Origin of the sequence: Peribacillus simplex (assembly GCF_900156045.1) — a bacterium.
GTDB lineage: Bacteria > Bacillota > Bacilli > Bacillales > DSM-1321 > Peribacillus > Peribacillus simplex_D.
Genome location: NZ_FTMX01000004.1, coordinates 449,508 through 471,618, shown reverse-complemented (window position 1 = coordinate 471,618; position 22,111 = coordinate 449,508). Strand labels below are relative to the sequence as shown.

At 39.3% G+C, this 22,111-nt stretch carries 21 protein-coding genes and 2 pseudogenes; 2 read left to right on the top strand and 21 right to left on the bottom strand.

Annotation, left to right across the window (positions count from 1 at the left end):
- Window positions 1-19 precede the first annotated feature (19 nt).
- From BW986_RS16520 to BW986_RS16460, 14 genes and pseudogenes are all read right to left on the bottom strand, one after another.
- Entirely contained in the window at window positions 20-415 is a 396-nt protein-coding gene (locus tag BW986_RS16520) for a DsrE/DsrF/DrsH-like family protein (protein WP_076368942.1), read from the bottom strand.
- Window positions 416-443: 28 nt separating this feature from the next.
- On the bottom strand, window positions 444-1,022 hold the full coding sequence (locus BW986_RS16515; RefSeq protein ID WP_142244641.1) for a sulfurtransferase TusA family protein: 579 nt from the start codon (window positions 1,020-1,022) through the stop codon (window positions 444-446).
- Between the two features lie 49 nt (window positions 1,023-1,071).
- Entirely contained in the window at window positions 1,072-1,368 is a 297-nt protein-coding gene (locus BW986_RS16510) for a rhodanese-like domain-containing protein (RefSeq protein WP_076368940.1), read from the bottom strand.
- Between the two features lie 18 nt (window positions 1,369-1,386).
- A complete protein-coding gene (locus BW986_RS16505; protein WP_076368939.1) occupies window positions 1,387-1,755 on the bottom strand; it encodes a rhodanese-like domain-containing protein in 369 nt (122 codons plus the stop codon).
- A gap of 26 nt (window positions 1,756-1,781) precedes the next feature.
- Window positions 1,782-2,261: a DsrE/DsrF/DrsH-like family protein gene (locus BW986_RS16500; protein WP_076368938.1), complete on the bottom strand. Its 480-nt coding sequence runs from the start codon at window positions 2,259-2,261 to the stop codon at window positions 1,782-1,784.
- A gap of 116 nt (window positions 2,262-2,377) precedes the next feature.
- Window positions 2,378-2,683 (bottom strand): annotated as a pseudogene (locus BW986_RS16495) (monooxygenase).
- A 39-nt stretch (window positions 2,684-2,722) separates the two neighbouring features.
- Window positions 2,723-2,983: a metal-sensitive transcriptional regulator gene (locus BW986_RS16490; protein ID WP_076368937.1), complete on the bottom strand. Its 261-nt coding sequence runs from the start codon at window positions 2,981-2,983 to the stop codon at window positions 2,723-2,725.
- Window positions 2,984-3,521: 538 nt separating this feature from the next.
- Window positions 3,522-4,016 (bottom strand): DinB family protein, encoded by a 495-nt coding sequence (locus tag BW986_RS16485; protein WP_076368936.1) that lies wholly within the window; start codon window positions 4,014-4,016, stop codon window positions 3,522-3,524.
- Between the two features lie 149 nt (window positions 4,017-4,165).
- Window positions 4,166-4,339, bottom strand: a pseudogene (locus BW986_RS30780) (IS1595 family transposase); the annotation flags it as partial.
- A gap of 258 nt (window positions 4,340-4,597) precedes the next feature.
- Window positions 4,598-5,839, bottom strand: a complete 1,242-nt coding sequence (locus BW986_RS16480; RefSeq protein ID WP_076368935.1) for an amidohydrolase — start codon at window positions 5,837-5,839, stop codon at window positions 4,598-4,600.
- Window positions 5,840-5,846: 7 nt separating this feature from the next.
- Window positions 5,847-7,241 (bottom strand): APC family permease, encoded by a 1,395-nt coding sequence (locus tag BW986_RS16475; protein WP_081395658.1) that lies wholly within the window; start codon window positions 7,239-7,241, stop codon window positions 5,847-5,849.
- Between the two features lie 23 nt (window positions 7,242-7,264).
- Complete coding sequence (locus tag BW986_RS16470; RefSeq protein WP_076368934.1) at window positions 7,265-7,969, bottom strand: FadR/GntR family transcriptional regulator; 705 nt, start codon at window positions 7,967-7,969, stop codon at window positions 7,265-7,267.
- 553 nt (window positions 7,970-8,522) lie between these two features.
- Complete coding sequence (locus tag BW986_RS16465) at window positions 8,523-9,008, bottom strand: peptidoglycan-binding domain-containing protein (RefSeq protein WP_179086094.1); 486 nt, start codon at window positions 9,006-9,008, stop codon at window positions 8,523-8,525.
- Window positions 9,009-10,066: 1,058 nt separating this feature from the next.
- Window positions 10,067-11,050, bottom strand: coding sequence for a tRNA dihydrouridine synthase (locus BW986_RS16460; protein WP_076369065.1), 984 nt, complete (start codon window positions 11,048-11,050; stop codon window positions 10,067-10,069).
- A gap of 432 nt (window positions 11,051-11,482) precedes the next feature.
- Between BW986_RS16460 and BW986_RS16455 the strand changes: the two genes are divergently transcribed.
- Together BW986_RS16455 and BW986_RS16450 are read left to right on the top strand one after the other, a co-directional pair.
- Complete coding sequence (locus BW986_RS16455; protein WP_076368932.1) at window positions 11,483-13,117, top strand: acetolactate synthase large subunit; 1,635 nt, start codon at window positions 11,483-11,485, stop codon at window positions 13,115-13,117.
- Window positions 13,118-13,144: 27 nt separating this feature from the next.
- Window positions 13,145-14,578: an aldehyde dehydrogenase family protein gene (locus BW986_RS16450; RefSeq protein ID WP_076368931.1), complete on the top strand. Its 1,434-nt coding sequence runs from the start codon at window positions 13,145-13,147 to the stop codon at window positions 14,576-14,578.
- A 162-nt stretch (window positions 14,579-14,740) separates the two neighbouring features.
- Here BW986_RS16450 and BW986_RS16445 read toward each other — a convergent pair whose 3' ends face one another.
- The 7 genes from BW986_RS16445 to BW986_RS16415 form a co-directional block, all read right to left on the bottom strand.
- Entirely contained in the window at window positions 14,741-15,142 is a 402-nt protein-coding gene (locus BW986_RS16445) for a YybH family protein (protein ID WP_076368930.1), read from the bottom strand.
- Between the two features lie 418 nt (window positions 15,143-15,560).
- Window positions 15,561-16,328 carry a DeoR/GlpR family DNA-binding transcription regulator gene (locus tag BW986_RS16440; RefSeq protein ID WP_076368929.1) on the bottom strand — a complete coding sequence of 256 codons (768 nt, stop codon included), beginning with the start codon at window positions 16,326-16,328 and terminating at the stop codon, window positions 15,561-15,563.
- Window positions 16,329-16,610: 282 nt separating this feature from the next.
- Window positions 16,611-17,363, bottom strand: coding sequence for a twin-arginine translocase subunit TatC (gene tatC, locus BW986_RS16435; protein ID WP_076369064.1), 753 nt, complete (start codon window positions 17,361-17,363; stop codon window positions 16,611-16,613).
- Window positions 17,364-17,419: 56 nt separating this feature from the next.
- Window positions 17,420-17,608 carry a twin-arginine translocase TatA/TatE family subunit gene (locus BW986_RS16430; RefSeq protein WP_063236065.1) on the bottom strand — a complete coding sequence of 63 codons (189 nt, stop codon included), beginning with the start codon at window positions 17,606-17,608 and terminating at the stop codon, window positions 17,420-17,422.
- A gap of 118 nt (window positions 17,609-17,726) precedes the next feature.
- Window positions 17,727-18,965 carry an amidohydrolase gene (locus BW986_RS16425; RefSeq protein ID WP_397222491.1) on the bottom strand — a complete coding sequence of 413 codons (1,239 nt, stop codon included), beginning with the start codon at window positions 18,963-18,965 and terminating at the stop codon, window positions 17,727-17,729.
- A 727-nt stretch (window positions 18,966-19,692) separates the two neighbouring features.
- Window positions 19,693-20,868, bottom strand: coding sequence for a M20 family metallopeptidase (locus tag BW986_RS16420; RefSeq protein ID WP_076368928.1), 1,176 nt, complete (start codon window positions 20,866-20,868; stop codon window positions 19,693-19,695).
- A gap of 2 nt (window positions 20,869-20,870) precedes the next feature.
- A complete protein-coding gene (locus BW986_RS16415; protein ID WP_076368927.1) occupies window positions 20,871-22,097 on the bottom strand; it encodes a Zn-dependent hydrolase in 1,227 nt (408 codons plus the stop codon).
- Window positions 22,098-22,111: the final 14 nt, after the last annotated feature.

The following is a 22,111-nucleotide window of genomic DNA, read 5'->3' as shown; positions in this document are numbered from 1 at the left end:
TTTTTACCTTCATTATTCATTAAAAGGTTAATGTAACATCGGCATCTTTAGCGAACTCTAAAAATGTGATTGCCCCACCTACTTCGATACCATCAACTAAAGCTTCTTTTTCCATCCCCAAAACGTCCATGGTCATTTGACACCCAATAAACTTGACATCCATTTCCTGTGCCATAGTAACTAATTCCGGAATGGACGGAACATTAGCCTTTTTAAAACCTTCGGCAAAATGCTCCTTAACTTCAGGCAAAGGAAGCTGTCCATTCGTTTCTTTATGAATTAAATTCAAGCCTTCAAAAGTAAAGAAAATGGCCACTTCTTGATCTGTTGCTGCCGCTGCGGTTGCGATGTTAAACACTTTATATGCGTCAAATACACCACCATTACTTGCGATTATAGCTACTTTGTTAGTCATGATATATTCCTCCATTTTTGAGTAACCTTTATTCATTAACGGATTTTTGTGAAGGTCCGTTCCATTGACTCATGCCTGGTACAACATTGAATACCTGTTCAAATCCAGCCGCCGTCAGTTTTTGTGCAGCAAGATCACTTCGGCTGCCAGAACGGCATATCACGAAGATCTCTGACTCTTTATCAAGTTCACCCATACGTTGTTCCAATTCACCCATTGGAAAGGATTTTGCTGATGGAATATGATGGAAATCATACTCTGCGGATTCTCGTACATCCAGAAGGATCATATTTCGATTTTCTTCCATCACTTGAAGAAGTTCTTCATTTGAAATGATTTTTTCATGCTTCTTCACTTTTGTTTCTTCTCCGCTTGCTTTCCGAAGATAATGTTTTAGTGTGGTTCCTTCTTCAACTGTACCTAAATATTGATGACCTGTACTTTCCGCCCAGGCTTTCATATCGGCAGTTGACCCTTTATCAGTCGCTTGAACTTCCAGTACTTCTCCTGCTTCCAGGCCACTCATGGCTTTTTTCGTTTTTACGATTGGCATTGGACAAGCTAAACCTTTAGCATCCAAAACGGAATTTGTTTTAATCATTTTTATATCCTCCTTGTTTCCTTAATAGGTATGGGGGTATATTCTAATTTAAAATTTATTCTGTGGGACCTTCCCATCCATTCATACCACCCACCATGTTCAACACTTTATATCCATGATCCTCAAGTATCTGTGCGGCCCTTGAACTTCTGCCCCCTGACCGGCAGACCATGATATACTCTTTTGATTTATCCAGATCCTGCATTCTAAATTCCACTAGACCCAACGGGATATTCAAAGCATTGGGTATTTTCCCTGCCTTTACTTCCTCCACCTCTCGCACATCAATAATGTGGACTGGCGAGTTTCCCTTTAATAATGCGTTCACTTCATTCGGTAAAATATCTTTCATAATTTTAAGATCCTCCTTTTATTCGCGCCAAGAACTCATGCCGCCTTTCACGTTAGTGACTTCTTTAAATCCTAGTTTTTTCAATGCTTTACATGCATTACTGCTCCGCATCCCGCTTTGGCAGATCACAACCACTTCTTTATCTTTAGAAAGTTCTTGTGCCCTTTTGCCAAGTTCGCTTAAAGGTACATTTTTAAAGTCCTTAATATGATTGCCCCTATATTCATTAGGAGTACGGACATCAATGAATTGCTTATTTCCTTTGTTACTCAGCTCAGCTTTTAACTCAGTCGCATTTATATTTTTTATCCCCTTTGATGGGACAAATCGCTGATATAAAAACCAAACGATGAAACCTAATATGATGAGATTAAATATAGTTCCCATTTAAAGTTCATCCCCCGTACCCAAAATTATATAAATAAGTTTACATTTCCATCCTCTGCTTCAGCTAAATATGCCGCAACACCTGCATACTCAATTCCATCCATTAATTCCTCTTGCTGCAAACCCAATAAATCCATTGTCATCGTACAGGCTATTAATTTGATTTCCTGTTCTTGGGCCAACTCAATTAAATTTGGGAGTGACATGGCGTTATGCTTTTTCATCACATGTTTGATCATTTTAGGACCCATTCCAGCAAAGTTCATCTTGGATAGTCCCATTTTATCTGAACCACGCGGCATCATTTTTGCAAACATATTTTCCATAAATGCCTTTTTTAATGAAACCGGCTCATCCTTCCTTAAGGCATTCAATCCCCAGAAGGTATGGAAGATGGTCACTTCATGATCGTAAGCCGCCGCCCCATTTGCAATGATATAAGCAGCCATTGCCTTATCATAATCACCACTAAATAATATGATCGTCGTTCTTTTCTTTTCAGTCATTATGTTTTCCCCCTGATCGATATCACTTCTTTATATACCCTATAGGGTATATAATATTCTAAAAAATATAATTCGTCAACCTGCTTCACTAAAAAAAGGAATGAATAGGTTTTTCTTTATTTTATTGGTCCATGATTGATTGAAGTCAAAACTTCATTCACTTCGAAAATTTTTCCGTTAACCTTCTCGATACCAAACCCTTTTTACCGAGCTGTGTGCATAGTCAAGTACTTACATGCGGATTCCTTCGTTTCAAACAGATAAATGCCACCAGCTTCCTTTGCCCCTCTGTCTTCGGTCCAAATCTTCCAGATCAAGCCTTCTTCTTCATTCATGCTTTTTGCTAAATCAGTAAATTCTTTTACCATTTCGTGGCCAAATGGTCCCTCCATTTTAAAATCCACTTGTAAAATATAAGTCATGAATAACACTCCTTTTTCTAAAGGTCAGGTCAAATTCTTTTACCTGCTTTTTATCAGTAGCTCAACCGCTTCCTTGACTAAATGATCAGTGCCTTCGCCTTTTTCAACGTTTTCCCGAACGCATTGCTCAAGATTGGCACTTACGATAACACCCATGGTCCTATCGATGGCATTACGTGCAGCCGACAACTGAGTGACGATTTCCCTGCAATCCTGTCCCTGCTCCATCATACCAAGAACACCCTTGATTTGTCCTTCAATCCTCTTCAGACGATTAATGACACTTTTATCATACTCCATACTCTGCCCACCCATCTATTTACAAATGAAATTACTAAACTCAACTGATTACCTTATTTCCTTATCCGATTAAGAAGCGAAGCCCCAAGTTCATGTCCAAATTAACGCTTCAAATAGTCTTAAGGAATATTCAAAGCCTCTTTATCAACATTCTCACGCTAATGAGCCCTAATATCCATAATTTGTGTGCTTTATTCGTGGGTCTGCACATTTTACTCGTGAGTATGAGTACTTTACTCGTGAATTTGCGCATTTTACTCGTGAATTTGCGCATTTTACTCGTGAATTTGCGCATTTTACTCGTGAGATTGCACATTTTACTCGTGAATTTATGCATTCTTAACTTGTGAGTTCATATTATACCCATAGGGGTATATTGTCAAGCCGTTTAATTCACACTTTTATTAAAAAATGGCTCTGTTAAATAGTATTGTTGTTTTTCAGGTATAAAATATGGGAACGTCCGATTTGGACGTTCCCGTTCTTATTCCATTAAAGCCCCCTATAATGGAATAACTGTAAAGCTAATGAAGCTTTTTTAAAAGCTACGTTTCGCTGCCCAAGCACCTTGCATTTTACTAAGGAATACAATTTGCCCAATATGATATGCGTCGTGCATTGCTAAACTCTTCAGTTCAAGCACTAATGAATTATCTTCTCCTGGGACCTGTCTATACAAATCTTCATGTTCTGATTTTGCTAGTATTTTTCCAAGTTCACGATGAACATAAAAGTATTCTTGTTTTGTTTCCTTCCAATTTTCTAACGTCTCAGTTGGTAATCGAAATGTAGAGTCATTATTTTCTGCCTGTGGTTCATTCGCTGTTTCACCAAGAAATCGCATCAGATATCTCTTTTCATAGAAAAGTAAATGACAAACTAATTCCCAAATGGAATTCATTGCCCCATCAGCTGGTTTCCAAATTGCCTGTTCAAAAGTGATATCCTCCAGCACTTTTTCAAGTGGTGGAAACCAGTCTTCTTCATCTAAGCAGCTCGCCCATTGCTGTGACAAAAGTGTTTTTACATCCATTTTCTATTCCCTCCAATTTAAACCCTTTACTGGATAATCCCTTTGGTCAAAATTCATTTGCGGCTTGTTGTAGAGAGGTCACTAATTAAGGTGTCATGCCAATTCCTTTTTCAATTAAACTGGCCCTTTAACGGAACAATAACATTCCGTTATTTGGAAAATTCTGATAACCTTAGTTTATCATAAGTTGTGTTAACTGAGAAAGAACAACTGTCTAAAACCATTTTGGTTATCGTAAAGTTATCTTTTATATGTTTGATGGTGTCTAAGAATTGGAACCAGCTCAAATAATGGTCTAGATATTTAGCCGCTACACCATTAAAACTCACTCGCTGTAATTTAGTTCATTACAGAACAAATGTTCGAATAAATCAAATAACAACATTATTCTTTAACAAAGCCTAAAAAATAAAAGCCACCATTTACGGCAGCTTTCACTAATTACTTCAAATCTTCTATTATTTTGGCACCATAAGAGGTTTTTCTTGAAAATAGATTTCATCTAAGAAAGCAAAACTCATAAAAAACGCCATCAGTTCTGTATATTTCTACAAAAAGAATAGCGTTTTTACGTTTTTATGTTAATTTTTTGCTAAGATTTGATTGAATGAACCTGAAACAATTTTCCCTTTGTGCATAACCGCAAGGCGCCTTGCACGTCTTGCGACTGCTTCCGCTGAACAACTAGCTTCCACAAAAACAGCATCCGCTTTATCACCAATGGTCGGCCAAACTCTCTCCCCCTCTGAATTAAGAGGCATTTTCCCGCCAGTGATAAAACCTAGGGCTCGTCCTAAAGACCACTCATCAATCCAAGCGAAACGTTCAGCCATCAGACTAGCTTTGTAAAGCACGTCCCCTGTGCCAAATGGGTCCCAATGATCCGTTATGCTGTCATTTACAAGCGAGACATTTATACCCTTTTCATGAAGCAATGGGATTGGAATTGTGGGAATATCGATAGGTACAGTGGAAGCAATTGAAATACCCGCTTGAGCTAAAGTTTCCGCTGCATCAGCTGCCACTTCAACTGGAACATCCCCGAGTCCAAACGCATGTCCAATTGTAACTCTTCCCTGCCAGCCTGCTTCTTCTGTAAGTTTTGCCAATCGTTTCATCGTATAAATTCCCAGGTGACCAGGTTCATGTAAATGCAAATCTATATCTGCATCCGCTTCAACTGCAAGTTCTATGAGTGCATGTAATGAAGCTTCAATATTTTCATCTACAATGGCCGGATCCAATCCCCCTGCAGCGGTAGCTCCCATTCGCAATGCTTCCCTTACAAGTGGAACGGAATTACTTCGCAAGAGTCCGTGCTGAGGAAAAGCAACTAACTCGTAAGAAAGCTGTCCATCGTATGATTGTAATGCCTGTAAAACTGCTTCCATGTTTTTCAACCCAATTATTGGGTCAACATTACACTGAGCCCGTATGTGGGTTACTCCATTCTGTAAAAGCAGCTCCAAAATCTTCTTCGCCCTGTCTTCCGTAACAGGAAGAAGAGACGGAAGCATGTCTTCTTCTTCTTTCATTCGGCCAAATACATCCACAAATGGGGTACAAGCTTTCCATTTACCTCCATAGTATGTTTTGTCCAGGTGAATATGCATATCCTGAAAACCAGGAAGCATTAGCAGTCCGCCCGTATCCAGAACTGGCAACTCAACGGGTAAATTCTCATGAGCCGGGATTATTTTAGTGAATTTCCCCTCTTCAACTAGGATATGACAGTTTTCCGTTATTGTTTTTGTAACCATTCCATCCTTACGAAGGAAAGCGCTTTCAAGCAATACATTTGCTAACCAATATGATTGTGTCATTAAAGTATCATCCTTTCATTTCATTCATATTTAATTCCGGTGGAAGTTTTTTGAAGAAATTTGTATTGAGTCCTAGGTAAATAACTCCAACTGTCAACCAAATCAAACCTGCAGTCTTTGCATACATATCCAATTTGTATAAAAAGAATAGCGTGATCAATGCTCCAATTGAAGGAAATAACAAGTATCGTACAATATTTATGCCTTTACGTTTTTTCTGCTTAATAAAATAATAGAATATAACGGATATATTTACGAAGGTACAGCCGAACAGTGCTCCGAAGTTCACTAAAGAAATGACTGTTTTTACATCAAGAAACAAAGCAGTTAAACTAAGAGACCCGATAAATAAAATACTATTTGTTGGAGTAGCTTTTTTAGGGTGAATGTAGCCAAAAAACTTTGGTATAATTCTGTCGCCACCCATTTTGCACAGCATACGGGAACAAGAGGTTTGTGCAGCTAAAGGGCCCGCAATGGCTCCAATCAAGGTGAAGAAAGGGTAGATAACAGCGAGTATACCTAATCCAATCTTTTTAAATAATTCAAGTGCTCCCGTATTTACATCCGTGAATTCACTCCAGCCTGCAGGCCAGGCTAATAGCATTAAGTAAGATACGGTCGTAAATAAAAGCCCCGCACCCGCACAAATTATTAATACCGCTCTTGGAACATTAACTCTCGGATTGATAGCTTCTTCCGCTACCATCGTTACAGCATCAAATCCAAAATATGATAGTACCAGTATAGATGCACCAGTAAAAATGACTCCCCATCCTACTTCCGGTTTAGCAAACTCACTAGTGTTTACAAATACATCCCACGAGAAAAAGGATCCCATTCCTCCTCCTTGGGCAATAAATTTAAGTAAAAAAATCGTTACAATAGCTATAATGGAGAGCTGAACCAACACAATTATATTATTTACTTTGGCAGTAACATTAATGCCAACGTAGCTAACCGTTGTCACAAGGACAGTTAATCCGAGGATCCATATCCAATTAGGTATTCCAGGGAAAATCGCATTCATATAATTAGCGGCAATAACGTAAGACAGCATAGGTACAAGAAGATAATCCATCATGACAGTCCAACCTGTCAAAAAACCAATATATGGATTTATTGCCTGTTGGGCATACGTGTATGCAGAACCTGAAACCGGGAAAGCGGCAACCATGCTTCCATAACTAAATGCCGTGAACAGTATTGCTAATGCTGTTAACGCGTGAGTTAAGGAAAACATTCCGTGAGTTATATTCGATACAATTCCATACATATCAAAAACTGTCGTAGGTATTAAATAAGCAAGGCCGTAAAATACAAGGGATGGGAGGGTTAGTACTCTCTTAAAATTTGGCTCTTCTTGAATTAAACCTGAATTAACGATGGTTTTAGCTCTCATTTTATTTCCCCCTATTAATGGTATCAGGTGTGAGTGTTTTGGACGCTCCTATACTCCTCCACCATTTTGATATAATGGCTTTTCACATCTTCAATATGTTCTTTCATTAATTTAGAACTTCTATCTGAATCTCCTTTTTTCACCGCCTTCAAAATCTGTTGATGGTAATGAAGTGCATTTTTTGTATCATCATAAGTTGCCATTTCAATCCTTACTTTTTTGAAAAATTCTGAAATATTATTGTACATATCAATAATCACTTGGTTGTTTGTCGATCGTGCTAGTGTTCTATGAAATACAAGATCGGGAACGATGATAGAAGTTCCCATTTTAATACACACTTCCAAGTCGACAAGCGATTGTTCAAGAATATGGATTTCACTCGGTTTTATCCTTTTTGCAGCCAAAAAGGCGATTTCAGCTTCAATCACTTTGCGAAGTTCTAATAAGTCTAGAGAATTATCGATATTGACAGATATTTCGAACGTGCTTGAAAATGCACTGTCATGGAGATGTAAACTTTTCTTTACATACACCCCCTTCCCTATTTTTTTTTCAATAATTTCTTTTTCAGAAAGTGATTGCAACGCCTCTCTTACAGAAGATCTGCTTACTTCTAATAGTTTTGCCAATTCTCTTTCAGACGGAAGCTGGTCACCACTCATAAGACTATTCTTAAGAATAAAATCACATAAAAATTTTTGAACAGTTTCACTTACAATTGTCATCTTTAAGTTCAACTCCATAGTTTTAGATATCAGACCGGTCAGACCAGTTTATACAAAAAATAACCTCGTTATTTGGAAATATACATTTCTCTCGTCCTCCTGTTATTTTTTGAATTTTCTATATATTCAATATGCAAATCTTATTCCAAATTAAAAAAGTACTGTTATAACGGCCAATCATAAGTAAAATTAGCAATATCATCATGCGTATCAGAATAAAAAATTCAATATTGCATAATTCATATTTGGTTTTTTTATAATTTCGAAATAAAAAAACGTTGATGTATCGGATGGCTAACCACTTTATATGGAGTATACGGGAATCACAAACTGCAAAAACCTCATCAAAAAATAGCACTTAAAATACATTAATATATCAATCAAACTTCACATAGTCTTCTTTCCAAGATTCACTTCAATTACATTATGATAAGAAAGTTATGGATCATAGATAGAACATAAAAATCAACTCGTGAAAGCCAAAAATAAAAACGTGCCTATTTATAGGCACGTTTTTCATATGAGGGGGAGCTTCATTGGTCCTTCCCGTATCTCAATTCGCGTACAAGCGATATTGGTCGCTTAATGTATCCCCATTACCGTAAATATAGGCTTTAGAGCCGGATGTATAGGAAGAATTGTCGTACTTCCATTTAATTCTTAGTCCCATGTTTCCGCCTGCTCCATATGTTTCATTACCATACTTCTTAATATATTGCGAGAAGCTATCCCAAGTCCGGGGGCCAACCACACCATCCACTTTCAAGTTGTTTTCTTTTTGATATTTCTTTACACCAGCTTCGGTTTTTGGTCCAAAAATTCCATCAACGTCAACCACTGCTGAATCCGTATAAAAACCCATGACATTCAGGATATACTGCATATTTCTGATCTCCACCCCATGAGAGTCCTTCCGCAAAATAGAGTTTTTATCCCAGCTTTCGGGATGGTGAAACCCTCCAGCTGATGCTGAAGCAGTGGAAAAAGATATCCCAAGGGCCATTGCTAATACTACTAAACTAATAAATAATTTCTTCATAGCTACATCTCCCTCTTCTTTTGTACATCCGAACTCCCTTACCATTTCCCCTCGGATTTTATATTTCCCTTCCGACCAATGTCCTGTTTTGAACATGCTAAACAAACAGTAATGAACCATAGCTAATCACCGACATCCCGATCAAACCTTTTATTCGGGCCAATGATTACAGCATCATGGTCATTCAATTAATAATTGTTTAGGAAATAAAGATGGCATTTTAAGCGGCTAACGTAACACCCATTCGGTTTCACGATATCCGGCACACACACACCTCCGTCTTGATTTCTGAAGGGGTAGATATCGTCAAAGTACAAACTCTTTAGGACATCCTAAACCTAGCATCACGTTAGAGCATTACGCCCATATGATGCCAAACCAAGATGATGAAGTGGCTGATATTTTCCACAACGCCCTTAAGAGGTCCCGTTAGCAAAATGTGAGCAAATCACTATAGTTGATCTAAACGCATCCAACAAGACAAAATAAAAAAGGCCCAACCCCCTGTTATATCAAGGATTTGAGCCTTTGGTAGTTGATGACCTGTGAGGGATTCGAACCCACGTCCCTTCCCTGTCAATTTTCTAAACTATCTTTTATACAGTACTTTTACATAAATAGATTCCTAGAAATTCTGTGCAATCATAAATATTAATTGAGATGAAAGGTAGGTTTTTTATTTTTACTACACCTCCACGTGCGTGGACTGTAATTGACAACACAAGTTGTGTTGGTGATTTCACAAAAAAACTAACGGAACCAGTATCACCTGATTCCGTTAGCAATATTTCATTTAAGACGCCATTTTATCTGTGTTTTATACTTGTAAGCTGATAATTTATCTAAAATATTGAAGAAAATAATTGTCTACCCCATTTGCTTCCTTTTAAATTCATAACCTAACATAGATTACTATAATAACAAACATATAAAGCAAAAATTGGCGGGAATGAGTACCGCCTTCACATTAGCCTATTAACGGCTTAGTATAAACCCTACTTTTTGTGGGCAGAACAGTTTAACATCCTACTTCGCTTTTACCTTGAATTCGGATACTTCTACTGTTCCCCCATTCCATCAAGATTCTTTGACCCAAAGTTTTCGAGCAAAGCACGCGCTTCATCTGTTGACTCCGTGTTCATTAATTGATTTCTTAATTCACTTGCCCCTCGAAACCCACGGACATAAATCTTAAAAAAGCGATGAAGAGCCTTGAACGAACGTAGCTCCAATTTTGAATATTTATCATGGAGATCCAGATGCAACCTTAAGAGATCAAGCAATTCCTTACTACTATGATCCTTCGGCTCCTTCTCAAAGGCAAATGGATTATTGAAAATACCACGCCCAATCATAACCCCATCAATGCCGTATTGATGAGCGAGCTTTAAGCCAGTTTGACGGTCAGGGATATCCCCATTGATCGTCAAGAGCGTATCTGGTGCCACCTGGTCACGAAGTTTCTTAATCTCCGGGATTAGTTCCCAATGAGCATCTACTTTGCTCATTTCCTTTCTTGTACGCAGATGAATGGAAAGATTAACAATGTCTTGTTTCAATATGTGTGTCAGCCAGTCGTGCCATTCGTCTACATCCGTGAAACCAAGCCTTGTCTTTACACTTACGGGCAATCCTCCTGCTTTTGCTGCTTGTATTAATTCTGCTGCAACTTCTGGACGACGGATAAGGCCACTTCCCTTCCCATTCTGTGTCACATTAGGTACAGGACAGCCCATATTGATATCCACGCCCCGAAAGCCTTGTTTCGCCATACCTATGCTCATTTGCCGAAAGTATTCAGGCTTATCCCCCCATATATGGGCTACAATTGGTTGTTCATCCTCCGTAAAAGTCAAACGCCCACGCACACTACGGATGCCCTCTGGGTGACAATAACTCTCCGTGTTTGTAAACTCTGTAAAAAACACATCAGGTCTTGCTGCTTCACTCACTACATGGCGAAAAACTACATCCGTCACATCTTCCATTGGTGCCAATATAAAAAATGGTCGTGGTAAATCACGCCAAAAATTATCTATCATCTTCAAATTCAAATCCTCTCATGATGTGGGATACCAGGCCAACCCCTTATCCCAAAATTAAAAAGCAAAATGTCCCTGCTTCTTTTACACTTATACCATGATTAAGCACTTTTTATCAAACTGCGGAAATGTTTATTTTAACTTCACAATCTCTGTAAAACCAAAATATCTTCTGCTGAATCCACCCCATCAACCAACATTCCACTGTTCGAGTAAAAATAAAGTTTTGCTAAAAGAGACTGAAAAGAAAATTGGAAGAACACTGGATTGACAAGGGGTTAACAGGAAACGGCCCCCGAAATTGCAAAAGTATTATAGAGATGCCAATGTTCTAAATGGTTTTAACAATACACAAGTACATAATTTCCAGTAGACAAAGCCAACATATAGGGAAAGAAATGAAGAAATCGAAATCGTCGAGGAGGGAATAATTTGAAGGCATCTGATTTGTTTATAAGATGTTTGGAGAATGAAGGGGTTCAGTATATTTTTGGGATACCTGGTGAGGAAAATACGGATCTTATTGATTCTCTAATAAGCTCTGATATTAAATTCATCTTGGTTCATCATGAACAAGCTGCAGCTTTTATGGCAGACATCTATGGCCGGCTAACTGGAAAGCCTGGCGTCTGCTTGGGTACATTGGGACCGGGGGCAACAAATTTATTGACAGGGATAGGAAGTGCTTATCTGGATTATTCCCCTGTTGTCGCGATTACAGGTCAGGCGGGCCTTGATCGAATTCATAAGGAGTCGCATCAATATGTGGACATCATTGGGGTTTTTAAGGAAGTAACGAAATGGAATCAACAAATTAAGGTGCCGCATACGATTCCTGAAATTATCCGGAAAGCATTTAAAACTGCAGTCATAGAAAAGCCGGGAGCTGTTCATATCGAACTCCCCGAAGATGTTGCGATGATGGATACTGAAGGTGAACCCCTCCCGGTTACACCACTTCCTAGATCCCGCCCTGCTGAGGAAGAAATCAAAAAAGCCGTCGAATTAATAAATCGCGCAAAAAAGCCTATTATTCTAGCTGGTAATGGCGTAGTCCGCGATGGAGCTGCGGAGGCCTTGAGGAAATTTGCAGAAGAGAAGCAAATTCCCGTTGTGAATTCGTTCATGGCCAAAGGAGTTTTACCTTCCAACCATCCATTGACCCTTTTTACAGTAGGGATGCAAGCAAGGGATTATGTTCTATGCGGATTTGATTTGGCCGACCTTATTGTCACCGTCGGTTATGATTTCGTCGAGTATTTGCCAAAGTATTGGAACGATGAGGCAATGAATCCGATTATTCATATTGATGCTCGACCGGCTGAGATTGATGCTTATTACCCCGTCCAAGCCGAATTGGTCGGGAACGTTACGGAGGGACTGGAAGCGTTGTCCACTGGTGTAGTGGAAAAGGAGCTTTGGCCTGAAGTGAAAAAGTTAAGGTCTCAAATCATAGAAAAATTTCATTCTTCGGATGATGTTTCAGGAAGTCCTATTATCCCTCAGCGAATTATCGCCGATTTGAAAAGGGCGGAAAAAGGCAATGCCATTGTCATTTCGGATGTGGGAGCCCATAAATTATGGATGGCCCGGATGTATCAGCCGGAAATACCTAATCACACCATCATTTCTAATGGCTTTGCATCGATGGGAATTGCCATTCCTGGCGCAATTGCAGCCAAACTGGCAAAACCTGATAAACCTGTCATTGCGGTTACAGGGGATGGCGGATTTCTGATGAATGGGGTTGAATTGGCAACTGCAAAACGTCTAGGTCTTGCCTTCGTGATAGTCATTTTCCATGATTCAAAATACGGCCTAATTGAGTGGAAGCAATTGAATAAATTTGATCGTACGAATGCGATTGAATTTACAGACCCAGACTTTTTAAGCTTTGCAAAAAGTTTTGGTGTTAAAGGAGTGAAAGTAACCCACTCCGATGAATTGCTTCATGCATTGGAAGAAGCGATTTCGAGTCAGGAAATTGTCTTGATTGATGTGGATGTCGATTATTCGGAAAATGTAAAGCTCTCTAAAACACTAGGTGATTATATTTGTAAATTATAAAGGCAGATATTATTGGAGGGATTTCAGATGAAGAAAAAGTGGCAATTGTGGATTGGTGGTAAATGGCGGGAGGCTAAATCATATGAGCCATTATATAATCCCCATTCAAATGAAGAAATTGCACAAATCGGACAGGCTGAACCAGCAGATGCCATTGAAGCGATTGTCGAGGCAAATGCAGCTTTTCAGAAATACCGATCCTACCCGGCTCATGCACGAGCGGAAATTTTATTTAAAGCTGCAGCAATCATGGAAGAACGCAGTGAAGAACTTGCGAAAATCATTTCTCTGGAGGCTGCGAAAACGATTCGAAATGCTCGTGAAGAAATGAATCGTACAGTTCAGACCTATCGTTTTGCTGCAGAAGCGTCAAAGAACAATTATGGAGAACAAATCCCGATGGATGCTGCAGTTGGTGGGGTAAACCGTTTTGGATTCACGGTTCGCACCCCGATTGGCGTCGTTACCGCGATCACACCATTTAACTTTCCATTTAATCTGGTCGCCCATAAAGTTGGTCCAGCTATTGCGGCTGGAAATTCAATTGTGTTAAAACCTGCCGAACAAACCCCGTTGAGTGCACTGGTTCTTGCCGATATTTTTAAAGAAGCAGGTTTGCCGGATGGAGTTTTGAACATCATACCGGGCAAAGGGGATGTTTTAAGTGAAGCGTTGACGACCCATCCATATGTAAAAAAAGTGACTTTCACAGGCAGTGTAGAGGTCGGACACCTTATCCAGCAGCAGGCAGGCTTCCGCAAGCTTACACTTGAACTCGGATCCAACTCGCCTTTCATTGTTGATGAAGGTGTCGACATCGATAAAATTATTCAAAGAAGTGTGATGGGTTCATTTACGAATAATGGGCAGGTGTGTATCTCGATTCAACGAATTTATGTCCACAAATCGCTATACCAACAATTTTTAGATCGATTCGTCAGTGCAACAAAACAGCTTGTCATCGGTTCCCCCCTGGAGGAAAATACAAATATTACAGCGGTTATTTCAAAAAAATCATTGGAACGGTTACAAAGTTGGATCGACGAGGCAGTACAGGAAGGAGCAAAAATTGAGTGCGGCGGTACAGTGGAAGGCAATGTACTATTGCCTACCGTCTTAACCAATGTAAATCGTGACTCAAAGGTATTTCGTTTCGAAGTATTTGGTCCAATTGTCTGCATTTTCCCCTTCGATACGCTGGATGATGCCATCAATGATGCAAATGATTCGCGTTACGGATTGAACTCAGGAGTGATGACACCGAGTATAGAACGAGCTTTTTATGCGGCGGAACGCTTGGAAACAGGTGGGGTCGTAATCAATGATATCCCAACTTACCGAATTGATAATATGCCTTATGGCGGCTGGAAGGACAGCGGTGTTGGCCGGGAAGGCGTCAAATATGCGATGCAGGAAATGATGGAGCAGAAGTTTATCAGCTTTAAAATAAGCGACGAATGAACACAGGGAAAATTTTAAACCGAAGTATATGAGAAGGCGATATCTTAAAGATTTCGTCTTCTTGTTTTTTCGTAAATTAATGTTTTTTGTTGTAGTTATAGAAGATGTATATTAACTGTATTGAAAAAAATAAAAAGCCACCATAACGGCAGCTTTCACCAATTACTTCAATTCTTCAATTATTTCAGCACCATAAGAGTTGTCAATTATGCAGCGCCATGTACCCGTGGAATCCTTTTTAAAAACATAAGTCGCAGTTCTTTCCATAGAGTATTCGGAATCGTCCTTTTGATTGGCACTAAGCTGGGCTTTTGCCACAACCAATGCCGTATCACCCGTTTCGATTATTGCCATCTTTTCTTGATTGACGATTAAACTGTGATTAAAGTATTCAGCGATAGCAATGAATGCACGACGAATTTCCTCTTTCCCTTTTGCGAATGTTCCAGGTTTGACAACTAAAGTCGCTTCCTCTGAATAGAACTCCATTAAATGATCGAAATCCTCATTGTTTATTGCCCTGTCCGCATTTTTTATGACTTGTTCCAGCTCATGATTCTGCATATTCACCCTCCTATTCAGCTTCTCTTAATTAGACCGCTCTGTTACTAATTGATGTTCGACTGCCATGATGGGGTTTCCTGCTCATTAAGAGAAAAGAGTATGTTAAAAATTCAAAAGTTGAATGCACATTAGGGAGAATGAAATAACATGGCTCATTCCCTTGTTTTTTTGCCTTTACCAGCAATGTGGAGTACACAGCTTCTCACCTTTACAAAAGTTAAATTACAATCTATCCACTAAAAAAAGAGCACCTCTTGGCGCTCTTTTTTCGTGAATTATTTTTTCAAGGTGCTTCACAAACATATCTTGTTGCTTTTCGTTCAACACTATTTCAGGCTGAAACCAAGAAATTCAAGGTTTACTGATACTTTTTATATCAGAGGAGTAGTTTTTAAACTCGAGCCCAAAATTCTAATACTCAATCTTGACCTGGAACCACAATCGCTTCTACCACATGTTTATTTAGGATTTCCTGCAAGTTTTTTGGTACTTCTTTGTCTGTAATCACTATATCAACGGCATCTAAGTCACATACTTTTTGAAAAAAAGTTTTATTAAATTTAGTTGAATCTGCAATCACAATGACCTGGTCAGAACGCTTAATCATTTCGTGAACGAGGAGGCCTTCTTCCTCTACTGAAGTAGACAGTCCTTCAGAAGATATTCCGCAAGTACCAATGATGCATTTATTCACCTTATAATCCTGGACATCCCTAATGGCTCTTGAACCATAAATGGCTTGGTGTCTAGTGCTTAATGTTCCTCCTAATAAATTAACTTTTATATCTTCTCTTTGGCTTAGTACACTGGCAATGTTAATCGAATTTGTCACGACAGTATTATTCCGGCTCGTTAAATATTTAGCTGCAAATTGAACTGTTGTGGAGGCATCCAAAATAAGATGGTCACCATCGTTTATCAAAGAAGCTGCAAATTTTCCGATCTTACCTTTAGCTTCCGATGCCATGTTCATGCGCTCACCATAATTATGGACTTCATTTGAAAGCAGAGCCTTTTTCGCCCCACCCCGTATTCGAATGATCTTCCTCTTCTCTTCTAAATTTATTAAGTCTCTTCTGGCCGTATCTTTAGATACATTATTTATATTGCAAATTGTTTCAATATCAATCCGTTCATGTTCGTTTAAATATTGAACAATGGCGTCTAGTCGTTCATCCTGTAGCATGATCTCACCTCGTAGATTTAATTATAAGTTAATCCAAGTTTATTCACAACGAAACCTGAATTATATTAAGGATAATTAAGCTTTCGAGGGTAGATTATTACTAAATACTGAACACTGTAATCAATATATTTAGTTATCAGAATTCCATATCGGGGATATTAATCAAGGATTAAACATGACGGTTAGTCCACCAAATTATCGACCATTGGAAGGGGTATATTCGGTGTATGAATAAAAATAACCCTAACATGGAGATGATACTGTCTTATTGCCAGGCCCTTTTTAGATAGATTCATACATCTCATTTTTACCTTCTTTTTCCCTTTGATGTCGCTTATATACGAATTTGGATAAGCTTACACTGCTTTCATATAATAGTAATAAAGGTATAGTAACCAGGATATCTGATAGAAAGTCTGGTGGAGTAATCAAAATTGAAATAACTATTAGTATAAAGTAAGAATATTTCCTGATTTTTTGCAAACGGTATGGATTTATTATTCCTAAACTTGTTAAAAACATAATGACAACCGGCATTTCAAACAGAAATCCAAAAGGCAGTGTCATATGAAGCATAAATCGGAAATATTTCTCCGTTGTAAAGAAAGTTGTAAACATGTCGTTTGATAGAGACATTAAAAAATTCAGTACAAGCGGAAATAAAATGAAGTAACCAAAACTGATTCCTAGTGTGAATAGAATAAATAGTGCTGGAATATAAGCGCTAGTAACTTTGCGTTCTTTTGGTGTTAACGCTGGACGTACAAACAGCCAAGTTTGGTGAGCAGCAACCGGTATAGTAGCCGCGATGGCAACGACGGTGGCAATAATTAAATAAACGAGTATAATATCACTCGGTCCTAACAGAGCTAGCTTAAACGGCAAGTCTTTAACTATTATATTATAAATATCTTGAACATAAATAAATGTCAGTACGAGGAACAGCGTGAAAACGACTAAAGTGATAATAATACGTTTACGTAACTCCTCAAGGTGCTGAATCATGCTCGCTTTTTTTTGATTTTCCAACTTCATCACTCCAGGAAAAAAAGATGTAAGACAGATCCTACATCCCCTCTTCATTTATTTGATTAGCTTTCTTTCTTATTGGTCACATCGGCATTAGTGTCATCTGCTACAAGGTCTCTGGTAGACTTTTTAAATTCTCTTAATGTTGAGCCAAACGCCCTTCCAATTTCCGGTAACTTTGAAGGGCCGAAAATAATAAGGGCAATCACTAAAATTAGCATCAATCCTGGTATTCCAATATTTTGTAGCATAACTTCCCCCATTGGTATTTATATTTTGTAATTCCTTTAAAACGTTAAACGTTTATGTGCTCATCGAACCTATCCCCAATTCTTTTTTACCAAGGTTCATTAACAATGTCACATCCTTTTAATTGGTATGAAGCTTAGGCTTCACGCTATCCAGAGAACCCGAAGACAGAGTTCCCTTATGCAATACGGCAGCACGCTTCGGCAGACGGGCTACGGCTTCGGCCGAGCAGCTTGCCGGAATGAGTACGGCGGTCGCGGCATCGCCTACCTTTGGCCATATTTGCTTACCGGACTCGTCTAGCGGTGTAATGCCGCCGGTAGCAAGGGACAGTGCGCGTGACAGGTTGTATTCGTTTGACCATCCATACAGATCTGCAGCGAGATGTGCCTTTTGCAGCGTATCGCCAATCCCGAATGGTGACCAGTGATCAGTAATACTATCATTACCAAGCATGACGTTCACCTTATGCTTCTGAAGCAGCGGAATCGGCATTACGTCTTTGCCGATCGGAACGGTTGAGGCAATGGAAATACCCAGCGATGCAAGGCGTTTTGCCATTTCTATATCGGCTCCATCCCCTAACGAAGCGAGCGAAAATGCATGACTGATCGTCACTTTCCCCTGCAAACCGGCTTCCTCAGTCAGGTCAGCCAATCGACGAATTGCCTTCAATCCCGTTTCGCCACCTTCATGAAGGTGAATATCAATACCTGCTTTGTAGTCCACCGCGATCTGTACCATTGTTTGCAACGATTTTTCCATATCACCGTCAACTAAGGTTGGATCTAGTCCGCCAACATGTGTAACTCCGAGTTGCATGGCTTCGCGTATCAGTCCCTGAGCATTTGAACGAAGCAGGCCATGTTGAGGAAAGCCAACAATTTCATGTGATATTTTATCTGAATAGTTTGCTAAGGCCCGATTGAGTTTCTCAAGATTCTTTAGACCAACGACTGGATCGATGTTGCAATGGCTTCTGACATATGTCGAGCCATAGCCAAGTATTAGTTCAATTAATTTCTCCGCACGCTCCTGGGCTGTTGGAAGGAGCTCCAGAAGTAACGTCTGCTCCAAGGTAATCATGTCAAAAATGCCATTTTTCCTCGTAGCAGCTGCTCTCCAAGGACCCCCATAATAGGTTTTATCCAAATGAATATGCATATCTCTAAAAGAAGGAAGTAGCAGCATGCCTTTCGCGTCGTAGCAATCGATACCTTTTCCATAAGGGGACTTAGTATCTAGTATTCTGGTAATGGTGCCTTTAACAATATGGAGGTTCCTCAATACCGTTTCGGTTGCGACGACCTGGCCATTTTTATACTTGTATCCACTTTCCAATCGAACATTCATCAACATGTAGGAACTGTTTTTTCCTGGTTTTTTGGTGTTATGGCCAGCCTTCTTCTCAGTATCCGCACTTGCCATCTCAGGCATGAACAATCCCATCGTGTCCGTGACACCGAGAACCGCGGAAGCGCTTCCAATTTTACAGACGTTACCTATAAACTTTCTGCGGGACAAACCTTCCATTTCCTGATTCACCTGTAAAATCCTCCTCTAGTACGTTTGTATTTTAAGATGATCATGATTAATAGACTTCATTGGAGAACAAGAGGCAACCATCCAGTATTTGATTGAGTTTTCTCTTATCTTCCATTTTTTCATATCTCTTCTAGTGGTGTTTTTGGATTTATTATTTATTTAACAAATTGTTTCGATATCAATCCATTTTCATATTTGTCGAAATAGTCACCAGTCCATTTACATGATTTCACCCTATAGATCCAATTATAAGTCTATTTAATTTTAATAGCAATGAATTCTGCATTAATTTAAGTTAATTTAAGTTTTTGTTGATAATTAATTGATTTCTTACTTTTGATTTTGACAAAAGAATCTTTGTTGTTTCATTCCTTATTAATGGAAAACAAAAAGGGAATGATAAAATCCATTCCCTTTTTGACTATGTGCAAAGCCCTTTTAGTGAAATTTAAACCTTAACGCCAGAAGGCCGCCAATTGGCGGCCTTCTGACGTTCAAACACACTTTAGTAATTACTGGATTCCCTCTTTTCTTCAGACCATTATTCGTGCAAATATGCCCAGGCATATTGAGCGTAAAGTTCTGCACCGGTAGCAAGCGCATCTTCGTCGATATTGAATTTCCCGTGATGATGGGCCCATTCCGTATCTTTTTCAGGGTTTCCAGATCCAACTAAAGCGAAGCTTCCAGGTACTTCATCTAAATAGAAACTAAAATCTTCTCCACCCATTGTTGGCTTTTCATTATATACTGCGTCTTCTCCAAACGCATTTGAAGCAACTTTTTGCACTAATTTGGCGCTGTATTCATCATTAATGACAGCTTGCGTTCCACGGTAATACTCAACCTGTGCGGTCGCACCGTAAATATTGGCAACATTTTCAGCATAAATCTGGAGCTGTTTTTCAATATGATCACGTGTTTTAGGATCAAAACAACGGACAGTCCCTTCAATGACGGCATTTTCTGCAATGACATTAAATCGTGTGCCAACGGCCATTTTTCCAACTGTCAATACTGCGGGATTTTGTGGGTCGACCGTTCTTGATACGACAGATTGTACATTCATGACGAATGAAGAGGCCACAATGGTTGCATCGATGCAATCCTGAGGCATGGCACCATGTCCCCCTCTTCCTTTAAACGTTACTGTAAAGATATCTGCTGAAGCGAATGAAGGTCCTTGAGTACAAGCAACCTTGTTTGTTGGCATTTGCGACCAAATATGTATGCCAAAAACATTATCAACACCTTTGACAGCCCCTTGTTTAACCATTTCCCTTGCACCTGTTGCCACTTCTTCAGCTGGCTGAAAAATTAATCGCACATTCCCAGGTAATTCTTCTTTTATTCCGTTTAGAGCCTTCGCTGCAATTAATAGCATGGATGTGTGTGCATCATGACCACATGCATGCATTTTCCCTTCTTCTTTTGAAGCATACGGCAAGTCTTTATTTAATTCTTCAACAGATAGGGCGTCCATATCCGCTCTTAATGCTACCGTCTTTCCTGCCTTACCGCCTTTAATTTCTGCAATGACACCTGTTGGTTCTGCTTTGCGATAAGGTATTTCTAATTTATCAAGGTATTCACAAATAAAGGCCGTTGTATTTTCTTCTTCCCATGATAACTCAGGTTCGCTATGAAGTTTTCTACGTATTTCAATTAATTCATCACTATTATTTTGAATCACTTCTTTTATCGTTTGATTAATCATCCTCATTCTACCTCCGTTAAACATTTAGCCACTTCGTAAAATATTTGCACTCCATTTGCTAAATGACGTGCATCAGACCATTCCTCTGGACAATGACTTAGTCCTGCTTTACTTGGAACAAAGAGCATGCCAACATCAGTCACATCGGAAAAAACCATCGCATCATGACCTGCTCCACTATTAATGGAACAGTATGGAATTTCCAAATCAGAACTTTTATCCTTTAATAAAGCTTTTATCACATCACTCAATACCTTTGGCGGCATATATAACACCTGTTCCGCAGCTGTATGGATTCCCTGCTCATGGTAGGATTCTATTAATTCTTTCATTCGCTTGATGACATTGTTAATATGTTCTTCCTTGCTAGATCGGATATCTACCGAAAATTCGACTTTATTTGGGATGACGTTGGCTCCATTTGGTAAAACATGTAGTCGCCCTGTCGTGATAACCGTTCCTTCACCTTCCTCAATTGCAAAGCTCGGTAATTGAGAAATAATCTGGGCGGCTGCAACCAATGCATCCGTACGGCGATCCATCGGGGTTGTGCCTGCATGTCCTGCCTTTCCTTCAATGGTTACTTCAAATTGAGTTAAACCAACAATAGCCTCTACAACACCAATAGGGATATTCTTCTCTTCAAGGATTGGCCCTTGTTCTATATGCAATTCGAGAAATGCTTTAATGCTATTAGGATTTCTCCTTTTCGGAAGTGATGAATCCAGACCAATTTTTGACATCGCTTCAATTGTTGTGATACCTTCTTTATCCCTTAAGTTTTTAAAACTTTCCTCACTAAGTGTTCCCACTATTCCTCTCGACCCCATTAGTCCTCCGCCAAAACGAGCACCCTCTTCTTCAATCAGGGCAACGATTTCCAATGGATATTTAGGTGTTAATTGATTTTCTGCAAATAGGGCAGCCACTTCAAGAGCGACAATTACACCGGCTGGTCCGTCATACGCACCGCCACTTGGTACGGAATCAAAATGTGAACCGATCAAAATGCTTGGTGCATCTTTTAAAGTACCTTCAAGCTTTCCAAAAATATTTCCAAGTCCATCTTCCTTTACTGTTAGACCGGAATCCATCATTTTATTTTTAATATAATTGCGTGTAAGTAAGTCTTCCTTGCTATACGTAAGCCGGGTTGTCCCTTTTCCGGGTGTTGATGTGAATTCGTTCAAATCATTTATTTGCTTTTCTATACGTTCGATAAGACTCACTTAGAATCCCTCCA

Coding starts and splice junctions, on each gene's coding strand:
- BW986_RS16520 (WP_076368942.1), bottom strand. CDS start 415: ATGACTAACAAAGTAGCTATAATCGCAAGTAATGGTGGTGTATTTGAC.
- BW986_RS16510 (WP_076368940.1), bottom strand. CDS start 1,368: ATGAAAGATATTTTACCGAATGAAGTGAACGCATTATTAAAGGGAAAC.
- BW986_RS16505 (WP_076368939.1), bottom strand. CDS start 1,755: ATGGGAACTATATTTAATCTCATCATATTAGGTTTCATCGTTTGGTTT.
- BW986_RS16500 (WP_076368938.1), bottom strand. CDS start 2,261: ATGACTGAAAAGAAAAGAACGACGATCATATTATTTAGTGGTGATTAT.
- BW986_RS16490 (WP_076368937.1), bottom strand. CDS start 2,983: ATGGAGTATGATAAAAGTGTCATTAATCGTCTGAAGAGGATTGAAGGA.
- BW986_RS16485 (WP_076368936.1), bottom strand. CDS start 4,016: ATGGATGTAAAAACACTTTTGTCACAGCAATGGGCGAGCTGCTTAGAT.
- BW986_RS16480 (WP_076368935.1), bottom strand. CDS start 5,839: ATGACACAATCATATTGGTTAGCAAATGTATTGCTTGAAAGCGCTTTC.
- BW986_RS16475 (WP_081395658.1), bottom strand. CDS start 7,241: ATGAGAGCTAAAACCATCGTTAATTCAGGTTTAATTCAAGAAGAGCCA.
- BW986_RS16470 (WP_076368934.1), bottom strand. CDS start 7,969: ATGACAATTGTAAGTGAAACTGTTCAAAAATTTTTATGTGATTTTATT.
- BW986_RS16465 (WP_179086094.1), bottom strand. CDS start 9,008: ATGAAGAAATTATTTATTAGTTTAGTAGTATTAGCAATGGCCCTTGGG.
- BW986_RS16460 (WP_076369065.1), bottom strand. CDS start 11,050: ATGATAGATAATTTTTGGCGTGATTTACCACGACCATTTTTTATATTG.
- BW986_RS16450 (WP_076368931.1), top strand. CDS start 13,145: ATGAAGAAAAAGTGGCAATTGTGGATTGGTGGTAAATGGCGGGAGGCT.
- BW986_RS16445 (WP_076368930.1), bottom strand. CDS start 15,142: ATGCAGAATCATGAGCTGGAACAAGTCATAAAAAATGCGGACAGGGCA.
- BW986_RS16440 (WP_076368929.1), bottom strand. CDS start 16,328: ATGCTACAGGATGAACGACTAGACGCCATTGTTCAATATTTAAACGAA.
- tatC (WP_076369064.1), bottom strand. CDS start 17,363: ATGAAGTTGGAAAATCAAAAAAAAGCGAGCATGATTCAGCACCTTGAG.
- BW986_RS16430 (WP_063236065.1), bottom strand. CDS start 17,608: ATGCTACAAAATATTGGAATACCAGGATTGATGCTAATTTTAGTGATT.
- BW986_RS16425 (WP_397222491.1), bottom strand. CDS start 18,965: ATGTTGATGAATGTTCGATTGGAAAGTGGATACAAGTATAAAAATGGC.
- BW986_RS16420 (WP_076368928.1), bottom strand. CDS start 20,868: ATGATTAATCAAACGATAAAAGAAGTGATTCAAAATAATAGTGATGAA.